Raw genomic sequence first — 16,544 nt, forward strand, 5'->3', positions numbered from 1 at the left:
ACTGGAAGGCGGACGAGAAGTCGTTGAATCCGTAACACGTATCCTGTCAGCCGGAATCCCAGTTATGGGACACCTCGGACTGACCCCGCAAAGTATCCATAAATTCGGTACTTACGTGGTACGCGCCCAAGAAGACGCGGAGGCTAAAAAGCTGATCGAAGATGCCCACCTTTTGGAAGAGGCCGGATGTTTTGCCATCGTGCTGGAAAAGATTCCGGCAAAACTGGCTGCCCAAGTCGCCAAAGAACTAACCATCCCGATCATCGGAATCGGTGCCGGGGGTGGCGTTGACGGACAGGTTCTCGTGATTCACGATATGCTGGGAATCAATCAGGAATTTTCTCCCCGATTCTTACGTCGTTACCACAACTTGTACGCTGAAATGACAGGAGCCGTGGGGAATTACATCAACGATGTAAAAAGCGGTAACTTCCCGAACGAGAGAGAACAATATTAAAATTTTAGATTTTATGATTTTAGATTTTAGATTAAAAATCACGAATCATAAATCGTAAATCATAAATCAAAAATACATGAAGAATCTGGAAATATTATACGAGGATAACCACATTATCGCTATCAACAAAAAGGTTTCCGATATTGTGCAGGCTGACCAGACGGGAGACGAACCTCTCAGCGAGCGTGTTAAGGCATACATCAAAGAGAAGTACAACAAACCGGGGGATGTTTACCTCGGAATTCCTCATCGGGTCGATCGCCCGGTTAGTGGAGTCGTATTGTTCGCCAAAACCAGTAAGGCATTGGTAAGGTTAAACAAGATGTTCCAGGAACATGATCAGGAAATCACCAAAATATACTGGGCGATTGTGGGTAATCTTCCCGAAGAAGATCATGCTAAACTAACCCATTACATGGTGCGGGATGCTGAAAAGAATAAATCCTATGCTTACAATAAACCCAAAAGTGGAGCGAAAGAGGCCATCCTGGAATATAAGTTATTGGGATGCGGACAACGTTACTATTTGTTGGAAGTAAAACTTTGCACGGGACGCCATCACCAGATTCGTTGCCAGTTGGCAAAGATCGGATGCCCGATCAAAGGGGACTTGAAATACGGTTTCCCCCGTTCCAATGAGGGAGGTGGAATCAGTCTTCACGCCCGGTCAATCACGTTCACTCACCCGGTGAAACAGGAAAAGATCACGATCGTCGCCCCTCCACCTATGAATGACACTCTTTGGAAATTCTTCTACGAGAGTTTAGAATCATAAAAAAAGGCTGTCCAAAAAGTTATTTTATTTCAAAAAACTCCTCCGTCACTTCGTGCCACCTCCTCTATAAACAGAGGAGGAGCTGGTGACTCTTCCCGAAGACAGGGGGTATTTTAACTCTCCCTCCGCCAGAGAAAGATAAAAGTTAAAAGATAAAAACTAAAAGTTGAAAGTAGGAAATTTAGAAGCGTTGATTTTGTGGGTGGAAATCTAAAATCTAAAATCATTAAATCTAAAATTAGTAAGGGGAGTACCCCGAAGGGGGGAGGGAGTTTGAAAGGGGCTTTTTCAAGCCCCTTTCTCCATTATTTCGTTACCCGAACCCGTTTTGCAGTCTCTCCTGTTTCATCCACAGCGTGAGCTACATTACGAGCCAGTTCTATAAATGCCTGTCCGGTGACACTATCTTCATCCAACGCTACCGGGCTACCATTCTCGCCTCCTTCCATGATGCTCTGCACGATTGGAATTTGTCCCAACAGACGCAATCCCCTCTCGTCAGCCAATTTCTTGGCACCCTCTTTACCGAAGATATAATATTTATTATTCGGCAATTCCGCAGGAGTAAACCAAGACATATTCTCAACCAATCCCAACACGGGAACTTGTATTCCCGGAGATTCAAACATATTGATCCCCTTCACGGCGTCAGCCAAAGCCACCTGTTGTGGGGTACTAACCACGATTGCACCACTCAAAGCGACAGTTTGTACCAAAGTCAAGTGAATATCACTTGTTCCCGGAGGAAGGTCGATCAGCATAAAGTCCAGTTCGTCCCAGAAACCGCCTTCAACCATCTGTTTTAAAGCATTGGAAGCCATCGGTCCTCTCCACACGGTTGCTGAATCCGGGTCCACGAAGAAACCGATAGACAACAACTTCACCCCATACTTCACAACCGGCTCGATCAACTCCTTACCTCCCACTTCTACCATGTAAGGACTGGCATCCTCACACCCGAACATTTTCGGCATGGAAGGCCCGTAAATATCAGCATCCACCAACCCGACTTTATACCCCAATTTAGCCAAAGCTACCGCCAAGTTTGAAGCTACCGTTGATTTACCAACTCCTCCTTTACCCGAAGATACGGCAACAATATGTTTCACCTTCTCCAAGGCCAAAGGTTTCTCCAAGTCATGTACGAACACGGTTTCAATCTCCACGGTTGTATATCCTAATTTCTCTTTCAACAGAGATTCACATTTTTTTCTCACCGCTCCCACGAACGGGTCATTGGACTTTTGGAATACCAAGCGGAAATCCACCTTACCGTCCTCAGCCTTTATATTCTGCACCATATCCAGCGCAACGATACTCTTCGAAGTGCCGGGATATTTCACTTCCGACAAAACGTCACGTATCTCTTTTACTATCTCTTGCATAATATCTGTTTTTTATAAATCTTCCAGACAAAATTACTGTTTATAAATTAATTTCCCAACAAACATTCGTTTTGTTAAGGTCAACAGGCTTAAAGGTTACAAATTATTGTCATTATTCCATTGTCAATTGCATATACAAATCATAAGCCTTACGACTAAAACAAGCAATAATCACCCGCTCAAAATCCGGATGTGTCTCCAAGAAGACCTTGATCTCACGCAAAGCAATCGGGGTTGCCTCCTCCAACGGATAACCATACACACCCGTACTGATCAGAGGAAAAGCGATGGTTTTCAAACCGTTCTCCACGGCCAAGGCAAGACTATTCCGGTAACATGCCGCCAACAACTCCGGTTTCCCCTGTCGCCCGTTAGAATAAACCGGTCCTACCGTGTGAATCACGTGACGAGCTTTCAGATTATACCCTTTTGTAATTTTCGCCTCTCCGGTTCGGCATCCGTTCAACGTCCGACATTCCGCCAACAACTCTTTCCCAGCAGCTCTGTGAATAGCTCCGTCAACTCCTCCACCTCCCAGCAAGGAAGTATTCGCCGCATTCACGATTGCATCCACGTCCAACGTGGTAATATCCACCTCAACGATTTCCAATCTATCCATATATTCTATAATTTATCAGGAATCAGATCCTGCAAACGCTTCAAGTCAAATCCCTTAAAATGTTCATCCGGTTTCTCGATCCCGTTCAATTGTAAATAAACTTTTAATGCCAGACGATGTAATGCCACCTGCAACACGTGTTCATGATCAAAAGCCAGAGAAGGTATATCCGACAAGGTGAACCATCGAGCATCTGCCGCATCGTCATATCCGGCCACTTTTATTCCCACGGGATTCACCAAAGCATAATAAGCCACCGTAATTGTCCGTCCCCGGGGATCCCGATCTACATCGGAGAAAGCCTGTAATTGCTCTACAAACACATCTCTCAAGCCCGTTTCTTCCTCCAATTCTCGCACGGCACATTCATCCGTCGTCTCGTCCATATTCAAGAACCCACCCGGAAATGCCCAGCAACCTTTATAGGGTTCGCCCCCCCGTTCTACCAATAACACCTTCAATATCTCCCCATCAAACCCGAAGATCACGCAATCCGTGGTCACCGCCGGACGAGGGTATTGATAACAATATTGTCCTTCCATTGTCTTCACTTATTTAAGAAATAACTACCAAATATAACGAATTAACCTCAAGCTGGATTCCTCTTTTCCCAACATTTACAAATAAATCAATAAAAAACGCCCGAGAACGTAACATTTGGCCACATTTCAGCATAAAACGTATATTAAAACTTGCATCATGAAAAGAGTCGAAATGTTATTATTTATGTTGGGAATCGTGTTCATTCTCACGTTCTGGCTAGCAAGCCGTGAAGAAAAAATACCGTTCAAACTCTGGTATTATACTGACGTAACCTACGACGCAATTGCATACACCCGGGACACACTTTTTCCATCAACGCCCAAAAATTACTGGAATGATTCTTTTCAACCGTATGACATAACTCGTGCAGAATCACGTAATCAATAATCTCATCCGGCAATTTCATCAATTTCACGTTCAAGCTGATATTATCATCCGCCGAACAACTCCCCCAGTTCGATATATTATTCCGAAAAGACAATGCCCGGTAACGGAAACCAAACTGTCCAGCCAGTTCCCTTACGCGTCCCGGCAAGTAACGCTTACTCTCCATACGATAAATCTCTACCAAGAAATTCTCCACGTAGGGAGCAATTTTCGAGTATGCCGTACCACGGGGAATATACAGGCGGATTTCCTTCCCCTCGATCTTATAGTATGGACGCAGTTCATCACAAGCAAGCACTTTCAGCACGTGGAACTTCGTCTTCACCTCGGAATCCATGCCTAACCCCACCCCCGTGTCTTTCTCGTAGACTTTGATCTTCGCCAAATTCTGCACTATCCAGTCCCGTTGTGTATGCACGAATTCCTCTACCTGCCGTCCGCTTACCCCAAAAGGAACGTTTACCCACACGCCTCTACCCGGTGCCATTCGCACCGAGAGGAAACGGATATTCTTTCCCCGTCTCACCTTTATCTTGCCGATTCCCGGTAATACAATCTCGTCGTTCATCATCAAAAAGAGCTACCACAGAACGTGGTAGCTCAAACATTTGGGGGCAATCATCATTTAAGCGTTCTGTTTTACCAACTCGCTCAAACGGGTAAATTCTCCGTCTACTGTTTTCAATAGATCGATAGATATTCCTTTATAATAAGATCTAGCTTCTTTCTTATCGTTAAATGATTTACGAGCAGAAATTTTACTTCTCGTTTCATTTCTATATTCAACCATCTTTTTCACGATGTTAACAACTTCCGGCTCACTCTTCCCCACGCTAGAATTGTAATTCATGCAATCGGCGATTACCGCGAAAGTCAAATAATCAACATCTTTCTTCAATCTTCTAATACTTGCCATAACACTGATATTTAATTTCCAACAAAATTAATAAAGAATATCATCCTAAACAAGCTTATTGTCAAAAAAATATTTACTTCTTTCATACCCGAGAGGGTACTTTCCCGGCCTCCAGCATCATATCCAATACCAGCATGGCAGCCATCGCCTCCACCACGGGAACCGCACGAGGCACCACGCATGGATCATGACGTCCCCGGGCTATGAAAGTCACCTCTTTCCCGAAACAATTCACGGTTTGTTGCTCCTGCCCAATCGTTGCCACGGGCTTAAAAGCAACCCGGAAATAAATATCTTCCCCGCTAGTGATTCCTCCCAGAACTCCCCCGGCATGATTTGTCAAGGTCCTCACTTGCCCGTTTCTCATCACGAAAGCATCATTATGCTCACTCCCCCGCATACTTGCAGCATGGAATCCCTCGCCATACTCGAAACCTTTTACCGCATTAATCCCCATCATGTAATATCCCAACCGGGCCTGAAAACGATCAAACACGGGTTCTCCCACTCCCACGGGAACTCCCCGGATAACACAACTCACGACCCCACCCACACTATCCTGTTCCTCCTGTACTTTTCGGATAAACAATTCCATTTCCCCCGCTACCACCGAATCAGGACAACGTACCACATTGGCATCCGTTTCCTCCAAATTTAGCTCGTGATAAGTTTTATTCAACACGATCGGCCCCACTTGAGACGTGTAACCATGAACGAAAATACCCAATCTTTTCAAAATCTGACGAGCCACAGCTCCCCCCACCACACGAACCACGTGTTCCCGGGCTGACGAACGTCCCCCGCCCCGGTAATCCCGAATACCATATTTCTCCTGCATCGTGTAGTCGGCATGAGACGGACGGAATAAATCTTTTATCTCGTCATAATCCCGACTCCGCTGATCCTTATTCCACACGATAAAACCAATAGGAGCCCCTGTAGTCACCCCTTCGAATACTCCCGAAAGAATTTCCACCCGGTCGTCTTCCCCTCTCGAAGTAGTCACGGAAGACTGTCCCGGTCTCCTTCGGTCCAGTTCATGCTGAATCTCGTCCACCGACAAGGGAAGTCCCGCCGGACACCCGTCAATCACACCCCCCAGCGCCTCCCCATGTGACTCACCGAAAGAGGTTAATGTGTATAACTTACCAATCGTGTTCATAACAATTGAAAATTGAAAATTGAAAATTGAAAATGAAGGAAAACAACACTTCAATATTCAAAGATCAACATGGATTAAACTTTTGGTCTGTATAAAAAATGGAAAACCAAGACTTGATCATCCCAATTTTCCATTTTCAATTTTTCATTTTCAATTAATTAGTGGCAGCAACCGTCACCGCAAGAGTGTTCTGAACCGCAACCGCCATCAGACCCACAACCGTGGCAACCGCCACATTTGTGCGAATGTAAGCTTTCCAATTCTTCATCAGTAGCGTCTCTTACTGCCAACACCTTACCCTTGAAAAACAAATCTTTGCCGGCCATCGGGTGATTGAAATCCATGGTCACCGTATCGTCACCCACGGTAACGATTGTCCCGTTCAGGTGCCGTCCCAAACTATCCTGCATTGGCAGCACGTTTCCGGGAATCAACTCTTCCGCCTCAACTTCCGCAAATATATCTTTAGGTAACTCTACAATCATGTCCTCGTTCACCTCTCCGTAAGCGTTAGCTGACGGGATATGAAAATCGAAAGAATTTCCCGTATTCAAATTCAACAGGTTCATTTCGAAATATTCCAGCGTTTGCCCTTGACCGCAAATAAACTCCAGGGGAGTTTTTTCGTCAGCTATCTCAATGGGTTCTGCATCCGCTGCCGTTCTCAACTCGTAACTCACGGTTACAAACTTATTCTTTGTTATCATTTCTCTGTTTTTTAATTATTCACGGGCAAAGATACAACTAATTAAGCGAAAAGCTGAAAGCGAAAAGCTAAAAGTTACATAAAACCGCAAGAGCAATAAAATAAGACCGGGATAAAAGTATCACCCTTTACCCCGGCCTCTAAAATGTATAAATGGTTAGTAGTTATGTAGTCTTAATATCATTCAACGATAACCACGCGGCTCAATTGAACTCCACCCTCGTAAAGATTGTCAACACCACCCTTGCCAACGACTTGCAATTGACTGGCCTTAACTCCAAATTTCTTCACTAAAGCATCTGCCACGTTCTGAGCGCGTTTCTCGCTTAACTTCTGATTGTAAGCAGGAGTACCTGTTGCTTTGTCTGCGTATCCGGTAACCTTGTAAACTTGATTCGGATTGTTCTTGATAATCTCTGCGTAGTATTTCAAGTTAATCATTTCCTTGGCGCTAATGTTTGCTTTGTTGATATTGAAGAAAATAGCCAATGGAGCTGCTTTTACCTCTTTAACTACTTGCGGTTGAGCTTTACGAGCTTGATTCAACTCATCCTGCAAACGATCTGCCCGACGAATTTGCTCTGCCAATTTAGCCTCTGCAGCACTCAACATTTCCGGTGAAACTCCGGTAGAAATGATTTCTGTCGGTTTCTCTCTTCTAAAATTACGCTGGTTGAATTTATAAGTAAATCCGGCTGTTACACCCAAAATACCTTCTCCCTTGCTGCCGCCAGTTTCACCGTCAAATGCCTGGGGAACCAAACTACCCTTGATTTCGATATTAAAGTCAAAAGCATTAGATAAACGCATTTTATTGATCAAACCTGCCACGAACATGAACTTTGTGTTGTCCACGGAAGAACAACCATGAATCATTCCAAAACCGGCAAACGGCACTGCCTCGTAGAAACGATCCGTACGATAACCGCCGATCCAGTTTGAAAGGTTCAATAATCCATCAACATGCACGTTAAACTGTTGCCATTTTTGTTTGTAATATCCGTCTACACGAGAAGGACCCTTAGCGTAAATATTTGCAGGATCACTCGTCAAACCTTTTAACGTGAAACCACCAACTTGAGCCCGAATCCCTAATGTCGGCATCAGCCATTTCCCCACGGAGAAATCAAATGCCGGGGTAATCCGACGCCCGAAATCATCCTTACTATCACTTTCTCCAAAGTAAACTTGCCCACCGGCACCTATTGAAATAAACCAGTTATCCCAAAATTTATTGGTAACGAAGCCACGCCATGGAGCCGTAGATTCTTCTTCTACCACAGTCACTTTTACCTCTTCTTTTTGTGCACTAGCCAATAACGGCAAAATCGCTACAAATAACAAAATAAACGTCTTTTTCATATTCATCATCTGTTTGTTAACTATTGTTTGCTTGTTATATATCTAAGCTGATCTTAAATAACACTCGAAATACGGGACTTCGTTTAAAAATGTTACACTCCCATAGGAAAAAATCACACTAAAAATTTTAATTAACTTTATACCAATTCAAACAAGGAGATAATTAACAAATATTATGCCAAAAACAATATCTTTTTGTTAATAAAACACGACAATCGACATAAATATACCCATAAAGCTAAAATTAAGAACGTAAAAAAATTGCAAATCAACACACCTCTAACACGCACGCCTGCCTTATTGACAGACTACAATACAATCATCGCCATAGTATATGCCAAAATCCCAATCGCATGACAAAAGGTCTTAACGATATTCCACGAAAAACTTTTTTAACAACATCGAAAAAACCTTCTCGTCATCCCCGTACCTCTTTATCATCTTATCCCACGCCTCCTTCGAATACTTGACTTTATTCCCCTTATTATCGGAATATTCTCTCTCATCAAAAATATTCTTCTTCAAAGTTGCACACTCTTTATAATTATGACGAAACTTCAAATCCCCGAATATATCCCGTTCTACACTCCATTTATTTCCCTTATTATCTTTCACCTGGAGATCTCCGAAAATATCTCTCCCGACATCCACTTTATTTCCCCTGCCATCATTTACCTGCACATGATCAAAAATATCCTTCCGGATAGAAAGACTTACCCCCTGGTTATCCTTATACTCGAAACCATCAAAAATATCTTTCTTTATCGAAACCCGACGTCCCTCGCTATTCTTGTATTCAACATTTCCGAATATATCCACGGTATACTCTTCCGTGTAATTTTTCTTTTTCCCGACATCTTTGGCTAATCCTAACAACAAAAACTCTTCAACATTCCTGTCTCCTCTATGCCTTCCTCTTCGGAACTTGTCAAGAAACTCTTTTGAATAGGTCACCTTATTTCCCCGGTTATCCTTGTATATTATATTATCAAAAATATCTTTTCCTAACGTGGCTCGAAACTCGTTACTGGAATATTCCAACTCCCCCATAATATTCCGCCTTAATGTCATGGATTGTCCCTGATTATTCCGGTATCGTGCATCTCCAAAAATATCGATTTCATACACCTCATGCACGTTTCTCCGATCCCGATATTTATGTATCAGTTCAGAGAACAAGAAATCTTCAAAATAAGGTCTATCCTTCCCCGGCACCTTCTCCCACATCGCCTTCAAATACTTCACCTCGTTTCCCCGATTATCCTTGTAAACCTTATCCCCGAAGATATTCGTGGAAAGTGATGCTTGAAATCTATCCCGGGATTCATAACGCAAATCACCATGTATATCAACAAAATATTGTTCTCCACCCATCTGAGCGTAAGAAAACGACCAAAGAACAACGAAAAACAGTAACAATGTAAACTTTCTCATAGCAAAGATTTATTCCTCAAATATAACAAAATTCCTGCCAAGCACAAAAGAAAAGCGGGTAACCGTCACGGCCCCGCTATTTTAGTGAAATTAGAATTTTAAAATTGTTACCCTACGAACAATATCAATATGTATTATTTACATTACATACAAAACATAAAAGCCTCCGGACTGTAAATTAAGATCTCACCCAAAATTTAACACTACGCATAGCCACGCACCGGAGGCTTTATAATACCTTCAGCGTTGCTACACGTTGTATTATTTTCTGAGTGAGATGTGCAAATGTAATTTATATTTTCGAAATAGGAACATGAAATACAAAAAAGTTTACCGAGACCCGCCTTTTTACTATGATTCACGACGGATTCACTTTATAAACAATTCATCTATTTACTGCCCCGTTACGCACTTCTTCGATAACCATTTCAATCGCCTTCATCGTGGCCTTACCAATATTTCTTTCACGGGTAAACGAGAACACGAACTTGCGAGCAATCGTTCTTTCCGGTCCGGCAACCCCGATCCACACGGTTCCCACCGGTTTCTCCGCCGTACCGCCAGTCGGCCCGGCAATTCCGGAAGTAGAAACGGCATAATCCGTCCCGATCAAACGGCGGGCTCCTTCTGCCATCTGCCGTACCACGGGTTCACTGACTGCCCCGAATTGTTCCAAACTTTCAGGACGAACTCCCAGCACCCGTTCCTTCACGTCATTGGCATACGCCACCACGCTCCCTCTAAAGTAGGCGGAAGAACCGGCTATCGACGTGAGCTGAGCCGCAATATTTCCACCCGTGCAACTCTCTGCCGTGGCAATCGTCTTTCCCTTCAACATCAGTAATTCCCCAAGCTCCCGTTCCGTCCCGCCATTCTCTCCTTCCGTGTAACGCTGGCCTTCAAGAGCCTCTTTCAAGCTATCGTAACGGGCATCCAGGTTAAAAACCTGATCCCCCTTAGCCGTCAGGCGCAACTTCACAAATCCCGGCGACGGCAGGTAAGCCAAGCTGAACCCTTCCGGCAAATGTTCTTCCCATTTCTCCAACAAAAGAGCCAACTCCGATTCCGGGATGTCATACACTTTCAACATCCTGTAATCCAGATGCAAATGCGGATACAAGCGCTGCAATTCCGGGATCACGCACTGGATCATCAAATCCTCCATCTCGAAAGGAACACCCGGCAGAGACACCAAAACCTTTCCGTCCCGTTCAAACCACATCCCGGAAGCCGTCCCTTTCCGATTGTAAAGAATTTTGGCCGATTCCGGTAGGATAGCCTGACTACGATTCCCCTCGTTCATTCTCATCCCCCCGTTCTCCAGCAACTTTCCGATCCATTTTAACACGTCTTCATTCATCACCAAACGAGTATCGAAATATTCTGCCAGCACCTTTTTCGTCACGTCATCCTTTGTCGGTCCCAATCCCCCGGTCACGATGATTAGTTCCGCCTGTTTCATCGCGTAATCCACCCACTGCCAAATCTCCTCCCGCTGATCGGCAATAGACAAAATATCCGCCACCTCGGCCCCCAAACGGGTCAACTGCCTCGAAATATATTGTGAATTCGTGTCCAGAATCTGTCCTAACAGAATCTCGTCCCCGATAGTAATAATAATAGCTTTCATTCGTTTATATTTTTATTCGTGAATACGTTTTATAGCATCTATCCGTTTCAATAACGACGGATGAGAATAATAGATATACTCGTACAAGGGATGGGGTGTCAAGTTACTTAACGATTTCACCGATATTTTCTTCAAACCGGACACCAGGTAATCACTCTCGTAATACCGGGCCGCAAAAGCATCCGCCTCGTACTCGTTACTCCGGGACCACACGTTCATCCCGACCCCAAAAATCAAATTCACGGGAGAATACAAAATGGCAAAAGCGATTAATCCCAGCTGGAAATATGCCCAGTCCCCGCCCAGCGCCTCTGACAAAGCCGCATTATTCACGCACAAGGAAAACAACCAGAAAAGCACTCCCATCTGTATCACGGAAACCACCATAGAACGTAACGTGTGTCGTTTCTTGTAATGCCCGACCTCATGAGCCAGCACGGCCACAATTTCCTCTTCCGTCAACTCGTCAATCAGCGTGTCATACAACACGACCCGCTTTTTAGGCCCCAGCCCCGTGAAATAAGCATTTGCTTTCGTGGAGCGTTTCGACCCGTCAATCACGTATATATTATCCAATTTGAACCCGACTTTCCCCGCAAAAGCCTGTATCTTATCCCTCAACGCACCTTCCTGTAAAGGCGTCTGCTTATTAAACAAAGGTACGATCAGTTGCGAGTAGAACATGGCCATTAACACGGAAAACAGGGTAACAGCACCCCAAGCGTACAACCAAAAATAAGTCCCCGCCCACGTGTAGAACCACACCACAAGTGCTAACAATACCCCTCCCAATACCAACGAAAGAACCAACTCTTTCACCGTATCCAACCAGTAGACCCGCCTCGTAGTCTTGTTAAAACCATACTTTTCCTCTATCCGAAAAGTCGCATAATAATCAAAAGGTATATCCAACACGGAAGAGACCACGGAAAGCCCCACCACGAAAAGAATGGTCTGCCAAACCACACTATCCGTCAAAGAAACCACCCAACTATTATACCACCCGAAACCTCCTGCCACGAGAAACACGATCATCACGACAAAGCCGACCCCGGAACTCCAACTATCCAACCTCCCGTTTTCCCGCTTGTAGGATTGAAACCGACTGTATTCCTTCTCGTCATAAATTCCCTTCAGACTATCAGGTAACACGGGAGACATATGTTTAGAATTCAAAGACTCCAATACTCTCTCCAACACGAAATCCAAGCACAGGAAAACAACAATGATAAAAAATATGGTTTCGGAACTCATTTTATCTGTTTTTAAGATTCATTGCTTGCAAAGGTACAATAATAATCGTCTTTCGGATGAAACTTTAACAAAACGGTAAGATAAATTCGATTCTTTTTTACATACCTTCGCCCGCTGTTGAAAACGTTGCACATAAATATGTATGTACACAAATCTAATAAACGAGATATAATTAATTGATTAAACGAAGAGAACTATGAGGAAAATTTTACTCGCGGTTGTCGCCCTGTCATTACTTGCAGGGTCCACGGCACAAGCTTTCCCTTTCAAGAAAAAGAAGAAAAAAGCAAAAACCGAACAGACCGCAACACCTCCTGCTCCTAAAGAATCTGCTTTCGACAAGCAAGTGAAAGGAGCTAAACACTTACCGGGAGTTATTGATGCTTACTACACCCCGAAAGGAACCTTAATGTGGGCAATCCAGGCTCGTAACTTGGACAAGATCTACTTGATTGCCAATCGTCTTTCTGAAACCAGCGCCCCGACCGATTTCGTGGCAGGCCAGATGATCGACGATCCGTTCATGGTTCGTTTCTCAACGGATTCCACGAACGTATACATGCACTCCGTGCTTTGCGAGGACGTGTTAAGAGAAGGTGATCCTATCGCCCCATCTTTCAAACGGAACTTCAATGACCCGATCATGAAGACCTTCGAGGTGAAAGCCACCAAGGGTGACACGCTGTTGATCGACATGACCGCGTTCTTCGGACGGGATGAAAAATGTATTACCCCGATGGGCTCCAGCCCGATGACGGGTAAAAAACCGAGCGCCATGTTCGACCCATCCGCATCTCGCGTGAAAGAAGTAAAGAACTTCCCTCGAAACATGGAAATCTCCTCTCAAATGAACTATAACGGACAAAACGGTCCTCTTACCCTTGTTGTTCGTCGTTCTATTGTTGAACTGGATAAAGATCCCATGCCCATGCGTTACAAAGACAGACGTGTTGGCTATTTCAGTACTCCCCGGAACTTCTACACGAGCGATAAAGACCGCGTGGAAGATTTCGAATTTATCCACCGTTGGAGAATCGAGCCGAAAGATATGGCTGCTTACTTGCGCGGAGAACTCGTGGAACCGGTAAAACCGATTGTATTCTACGTGGATAATGCTTTCCCTGAAAAATGGAGAGGTGCCGTTAAACAAGGTATCGAGGACTGGAACATCGCTTTCGAAAAAGCAGGTTTCAAAAATGTAGTTATCGCCAAAGATTACCCGACCGACGATCCGAACTTTGACCCGGACGATATTCGTTACAATTGTGTGCGTTATGCCGTAACACCTACTGCTAACGCTATGGGACCGAGTTACGTGGATCCTCGTAGCGGTGAAATTCTCGTGGCAGACGTGATCTGGTATCACAACGTGATCTCTCTTGTACACGATTGGCGTTTCGTTCAGACGGGAGCCGTTGATCCTCGCGTTCGTACGGAAGTATTCAGTGACGACGTGATGAATGAATCTTTACGTTACGTGGCATCACACGAGATCGGACACACGTTAGGCCTGATGCACAACATGGGTGCAAGTTACTCTTTCCCCGTGGACTCTTTGCGCAGTCCGTCATTCACGAAAAAATACGGAACCACCCCGAGTATCATGGACTACGCCCGTAACAACTACGTGGCTCAACCCGGAGACTACGAACGCGGTGTAAACCTCGTTCCGCCCGTATTAGGAGTATACGATATTTACGCTATCAACTGGGGTTACCGGATCATTCCGAACGCTAATACCCCGGAAGCCGAAGTCGCAACATTAAATAGCTGGATCGAAGAAAAATCTGACGATCCGATGTATCGTTTCGGGGCGCAGCAATTCCCGCAGACACTTGACCCGACTGACCAGACAGAAGATTTAGGGGATGATCACGTGAAAGCCAATTCACTTTGTATCAAGAACCTCAAGATCATCATGAACAACTTGGAACAATGGTGCAGCAAACCGGGAGCCTCGTATAAAGACATAAAAATGTACTACAATGGAATCCTGAGCCAGTACCAAAGAATGCTTAGCCACGTGTTGGCTTACCCCGGTGGTGTTGAATTCACGGACCTGGTACAAGACGGCAAAGGTGGTGTAGCTAAAAAATACATCCCGAGAGCCAAACAACAAGAAGCGATCAAATGGTTAGTAAACGAAGTAACGACCTGCCCGAAATGGTTGATCACGAATGACCTGAGAGAGAAATTGGAATTAAACCCGAATATGTACGATCAATTACAATACGCTGTGGTAGGTAAAATCTTCAACGCGGCTACTCTTGGTAGTATATACGAGGGAGAACGTTCCGGCCAAAAAGACGCTTATAAGCTTGATGCTTATGTAAATGACGCTTATAAATTACTTATGGCTCCGACCCTTGCATCCCGTTCACTTTCTCACGAAGAAATGAACTTGCAAGCTGCTTTAGTAACCATTGCCTGCCAAATGAGTGGTCTTCAAGCTACTCCTGCGGCCTCTGCACCGAAAAGACTTACTTCTATCGATCCGACCGAGGCATTGGCAACTTTAGAAAACAGTGTAAATAGCCAACATAAACTTTGTAGCCATGCGGCATGTAATCTGGGAGAATATGACTACTTCCGTATGACAATGAATGCTGCAACACTTCCTGCATCAGTAGGACGTCCTGCCATGTTATCATTGTTGAAAAAAGTACAAGCTCTTTACAAAGAAAAACGGGGAACCGGAAATGCCGCTACCCGCGCATTCTACGATTACCAAATCATGACTATTGACAAGTTATTCAAAGACTAGTCATTAGCCTAATATTCATAAAAGCCGGACCAAATTTGTCCGGCTTTTTTATTGGACTTCTCATTTATTAATTCTAATTTCGTTGCGACATATTAAAGAAATTTTTCCGTTATAGGAATAAAAATATTAACAACACTAAAACAATAAAGAATTATGGCAGAATTCAAGTATCAAGAACCATTTCCGATTCAAAAAGACAATACGGAATATCGCTTACTGACAAAAGACTACGTGAAAACCATCGAAGTTGAAGGACGTAAAATATTGAAAATTCAAAAAGAAGGGCTTGAATTACTCGCCCGTGAAGCCTATGCAGATGTTTCTTTTTACCTGCGTGCCTCTCACTTGCAGAAATTAGCTAATATACTGAAAGATCCAGAAGCCAGCGACAATGATAAATTCGTGGCCCATACCATGTTGATGAACCAAGTGGTTTCCGCCGAAGGCGAACTTCCCACCTGCCAAGACACGGGCACAGCCATCGCTATCGGTAAGAAAGGCGAAAACGTGTGGACTGACGGTAATGATGCGGAAGCCATCAGCAAGGGAGTTTTCGAAACCTATCGGGATCGTAACCTGCGTTATTCTCAAGTAGTTCCCTACACCATGTTCGATGAGAAAAACAGCGGCACGAACCTGCCGGCTCAAATCGACCTGTATGCCACTCAAGGAAATAAATACGAGTTCCTGTTCATCACCAAAGGCGGTGGTTCTGCAAACAAGACGTTCCTGTACCAACAGACCAAAGCCTTGTTGACCGAGGAAGCACTGACCAAGTTCATCAAGGATAAAGTGAAAGACTTGGGAACATCAGCCTGTCCTCCCTACCATCTGGCAGTAGTCATTGGTGGAACCTCCGCCGAGGCCTGTCTGACAACCGTGAAGAAAGCTTCCGCAGGATATTATGACAATCTTCCGACCGAAGGAAATGATGGCGGTCAGGCATTCCGTGATCTGGAATGGGAAGCCAAAATTCAGAAAATCTGTCAAGACATGGGTATCGGTGCTCAATTCGGTGGTAAATACTGGGTACACGACGTACGTGTCATCCGTATGCCTCGTCACGCAGCATCCTGCCCCGTGGGTATCGGTGTAAGTTGTAGTGCCGACCGGAACATCAAGGCTAAAATCACGGAAGACGGTATCTTCC

At 44.5% G+C, this 16,544-nt stretch carries 15 protein-coding genes; 4 read left to right on the forward strand and 11 right to left on the reverse strand.

Translation table 11 applies throughout. The features are described 5' to 3' along the window. Together AB5542_RS19290 and AB5542_RS19295 are read left to right on the forward strand one after the other, a co-directional pair. Window positions 1-457: 3-methyl-2-oxobutanoate hydroxymethyltransferase (locus AB5542_RS19290; RefSeq protein WP_368243350.1), on the forward strand; the 457-nt coding region annotated here is incomplete at its 5' end. Between the two features lie 85 nt (window positions 458-542). Next, window positions 543-1,232 carry an RluA family pseudouridine synthase gene (locus AB5542_RS19295; protein WP_118305100.1) on the forward strand — a complete coding sequence of 230 codons (690 nt, stop codon included), beginning with the start codon at window positions 543-545 and terminating at the stop codon, window positions 1,230-1,232. Window positions 1,233-1,537: 305 nt separating this feature from the next. Here AB5542_RS19295 and AB5542_RS19300 read toward each other — a convergent pair whose 3' ends face one another. The 11 genes from AB5542_RS19300 to AB5542_RS19350 form a co-directional block, all read right to left on the reverse strand. Beyond that, window positions 1,538-2,617 carry an Mrp/NBP35 family ATP-binding protein gene (locus tag AB5542_RS19300; protein ID WP_087419888.1) on the reverse strand — a complete coding sequence of 360 codons (1,080 nt, stop codon included), beginning with the start codon at window positions 2,615-2,617 and terminating at the stop codon, window positions 1,538-1,540. A gap of 112 nt (window positions 2,618-2,729) precedes the next feature. Beyond that, window positions 2,730-3,236 (reverse strand): O-acetyl-ADP-ribose deacetylase, encoded by a 507-nt coding sequence (locus tag AB5542_RS19305; RefSeq protein ID WP_279041058.1) that lies wholly within the window; start codon window positions 3,234-3,236, stop codon window positions 2,730-2,732. Between the two features lie 5 nt (window positions 3,237-3,241). Then, the gene (locus tag AB5542_RS19310) at window positions 3,242-3,778 is read right to left on the reverse strand and encodes an NUDIX hydrolase (RefSeq protein ID WP_279041056.1); all 537 of its coding nucleotides are present in this window, start codon (window positions 3,776-3,778) and stop codon (window positions 3,242-3,244) included. Window positions 3,779-4,023: 245 nt separating this feature from the next. Further along, window positions 4,024-4,734: a M48 family metallopeptidase gene (locus AB5542_RS19315; protein ID WP_270542653.1), complete on the reverse strand. Its 711-nt coding sequence runs from the start codon at window positions 4,732-4,734 to the stop codon at window positions 4,024-4,026. A 57-nt stretch (window positions 4,735-4,791) separates the two neighbouring features. Further along, a complete protein-coding gene (locus tag AB5542_RS19320; RefSeq protein WP_027201158.1) occupies window positions 4,792-5,082 on the reverse strand; it encodes a hypothetical protein in 291 nt (96 codons plus the stop codon). 82 nt (window positions 5,083-5,164) lie between these two features. Beyond that, window positions 5,165-6,244: a chorismate synthase gene (gene aroC, locus AB5542_RS19325; protein WP_279041053.1), complete on the reverse strand. Its 1,080-nt coding sequence runs from the start codon at window positions 6,242-6,244 to the stop codon at window positions 5,165-5,167. Window positions 6,245-6,402: 158 nt separating this feature from the next. Next, window positions 6,403-6,951, reverse strand: coding sequence for a peptidylprolyl isomerase (locus tag AB5542_RS19330; RefSeq protein WP_027201156.1), 549 nt, complete (start codon window positions 6,949-6,951; stop codon window positions 6,403-6,405). A gap of 179 nt (window positions 6,952-7,130) precedes the next feature. Next, window positions 7,131-8,312 carry an OmpA family protein gene (locus AB5542_RS19335; RefSeq protein WP_229128181.1) on the reverse strand — a complete coding sequence of 394 codons (1,182 nt, stop codon included), beginning with the start codon at window positions 8,310-8,312 and terminating at the stop codon, window positions 7,131-7,133. 366 nt (window positions 8,313-8,678) lie between these two features. Next, window positions 8,679-9,746 (reverse strand): hypothetical protein, encoded by a 1,068-nt coding sequence (locus tag AB5542_RS19340; RefSeq protein WP_279041050.1) that lies wholly within the window; start codon window positions 9,744-9,746, stop codon window positions 8,679-8,681. 385 nt (window positions 9,747-10,131) lie between these two features. After that, window positions 10,132-11,376, reverse strand: coding sequence for a competence/damage-inducible protein A (locus tag AB5542_RS19345; RefSeq protein ID WP_118305044.1), 1,245 nt, complete (start codon window positions 11,374-11,376; stop codon window positions 10,132-10,134). A gap of 12 nt (window positions 11,377-11,388) precedes the next feature. Beyond that, window positions 11,389-12,630, reverse strand: a complete 1,242-nt coding sequence (locus AB5542_RS19350; RefSeq protein ID WP_279041048.1) for a M48 family metallopeptidase — start codon at window positions 12,628-12,630, stop codon at window positions 11,389-11,391. Between the two features lie 196 nt (window positions 12,631-12,826). Here AB5542_RS19350 and AB5542_RS19355 point away from each other — a divergent pair, with 196 nt between their 5' ends. Together AB5542_RS19355 and AB5542_RS19360 are read left to right on the forward strand one after the other, a co-directional pair. Next, window positions 12,827-15,394, forward strand: coding sequence for a zinc-dependent metalloprotease (locus AB5542_RS19355; RefSeq protein ID WP_087419881.1), 2,568 nt, complete (start codon window positions 12,827-12,829; stop codon window positions 15,392-15,394). Between the two features lie 153 nt (window positions 15,395-15,547). Further along, window positions 15,548-16,544, forward strand: a 997-nt coding sequence (locus tag AB5542_RS19360; RefSeq protein ID WP_368243352.1) for a fumarate hydratase, incomplete at its 3' end; no start/stop codon positions are given.

Origin of the sequence: Butyricimonas sp. RTP31003st1_G1_RTP31003_210430 (genome assembly GCF_040920905.1) — a bacterium.
Taxonomy (GTDB): Bacteria; Bacteroidota; Bacteroidia; order Bacteroidales; family Marinifilaceae; genus Butyricimonas; species Butyricimonas paravirosa.

Excerpts from the sequence above, each read along its gene's own strand:
- AB5542_RS19300 (WP_087419888.1), bottom strand. The coding sequence starts at position 2,617 with ATGCAAGAGATAGTAAAAGAGATACGTGACGTTTTGTCGGAAGTGAAA.
- AB5542_RS19345 (WP_118305044.1), bottom strand. The coding sequence starts at position 11,376 with ATGAAAGCTATTATTATTACTATCGGGGACGAGATTCTGTTAGGACAG.
- AB5542_RS19315 (WP_270542653.1), bottom strand. The coding sequence starts at position 4,734 with ATGAACGACGAGATTGTATTACCGGGAATCGGCAAGATAAAGGTGAGA.
- AB5542_RS19330 (WP_027201156.1), bottom strand. The coding sequence starts at position 6,951 with ATGATAACAAAGAATAAGTTTGTAACCGTGAGTTACGAGTTGAGAACG.
- AB5542_RS19350 (WP_279041048.1), bottom strand. The coding sequence starts at position 12,630 with ATGAGTTCCGAAACCATATTTTTTATCATTGTTGTTTTCCTGTGCTTG.
- aroC (WP_279041053.1), bottom strand. The coding sequence starts at position 6,244 with ATGAACACGATTGGTAAGTTATACACATTAACCTCTTTCGGTGAGTCA.
- AB5542_RS19335 (WP_229128181.1), bottom strand. The coding sequence starts at position 8,312 with ATGAAAAAGACGTTTATTTTGTTATTTGTAGCGATTTTGCCGTTATTG.
- AB5542_RS19320 (WP_027201158.1), bottom strand. The coding sequence starts at position 5,082 with ATGGCAAGTATTAGAAGATTGAAGAAAGATGTTGATTATTTGACTTTC.
- AB5542_RS19305 (WP_279041058.1), bottom strand. The coding sequence starts at position 3,236 with ATGGATAGATTGGAAATCGTTGAGGTGGATATTACCACGTTGGACGTG.
- AB5542_RS19340 (WP_279041050.1), bottom strand. The coding sequence starts at position 9,746 with ATGAGAAAGTTTACATTGTTACTGTTTTTCGTTGTTCTTTGGTCGTTT.
- AB5542_RS19310 (WP_279041056.1), bottom strand. The coding sequence starts at position 3,778 with ATGGAAGGACAATATTGTTATCAATACCCTCGTCCGGCGGTGACCACG.
- AB5542_RS19355 (WP_087419881.1), top strand. The coding sequence starts at position 12,827 with ATGAGGAAAATTTTACTCGCGGTTGTCGCCCTGTCATTACTTGCAGGG.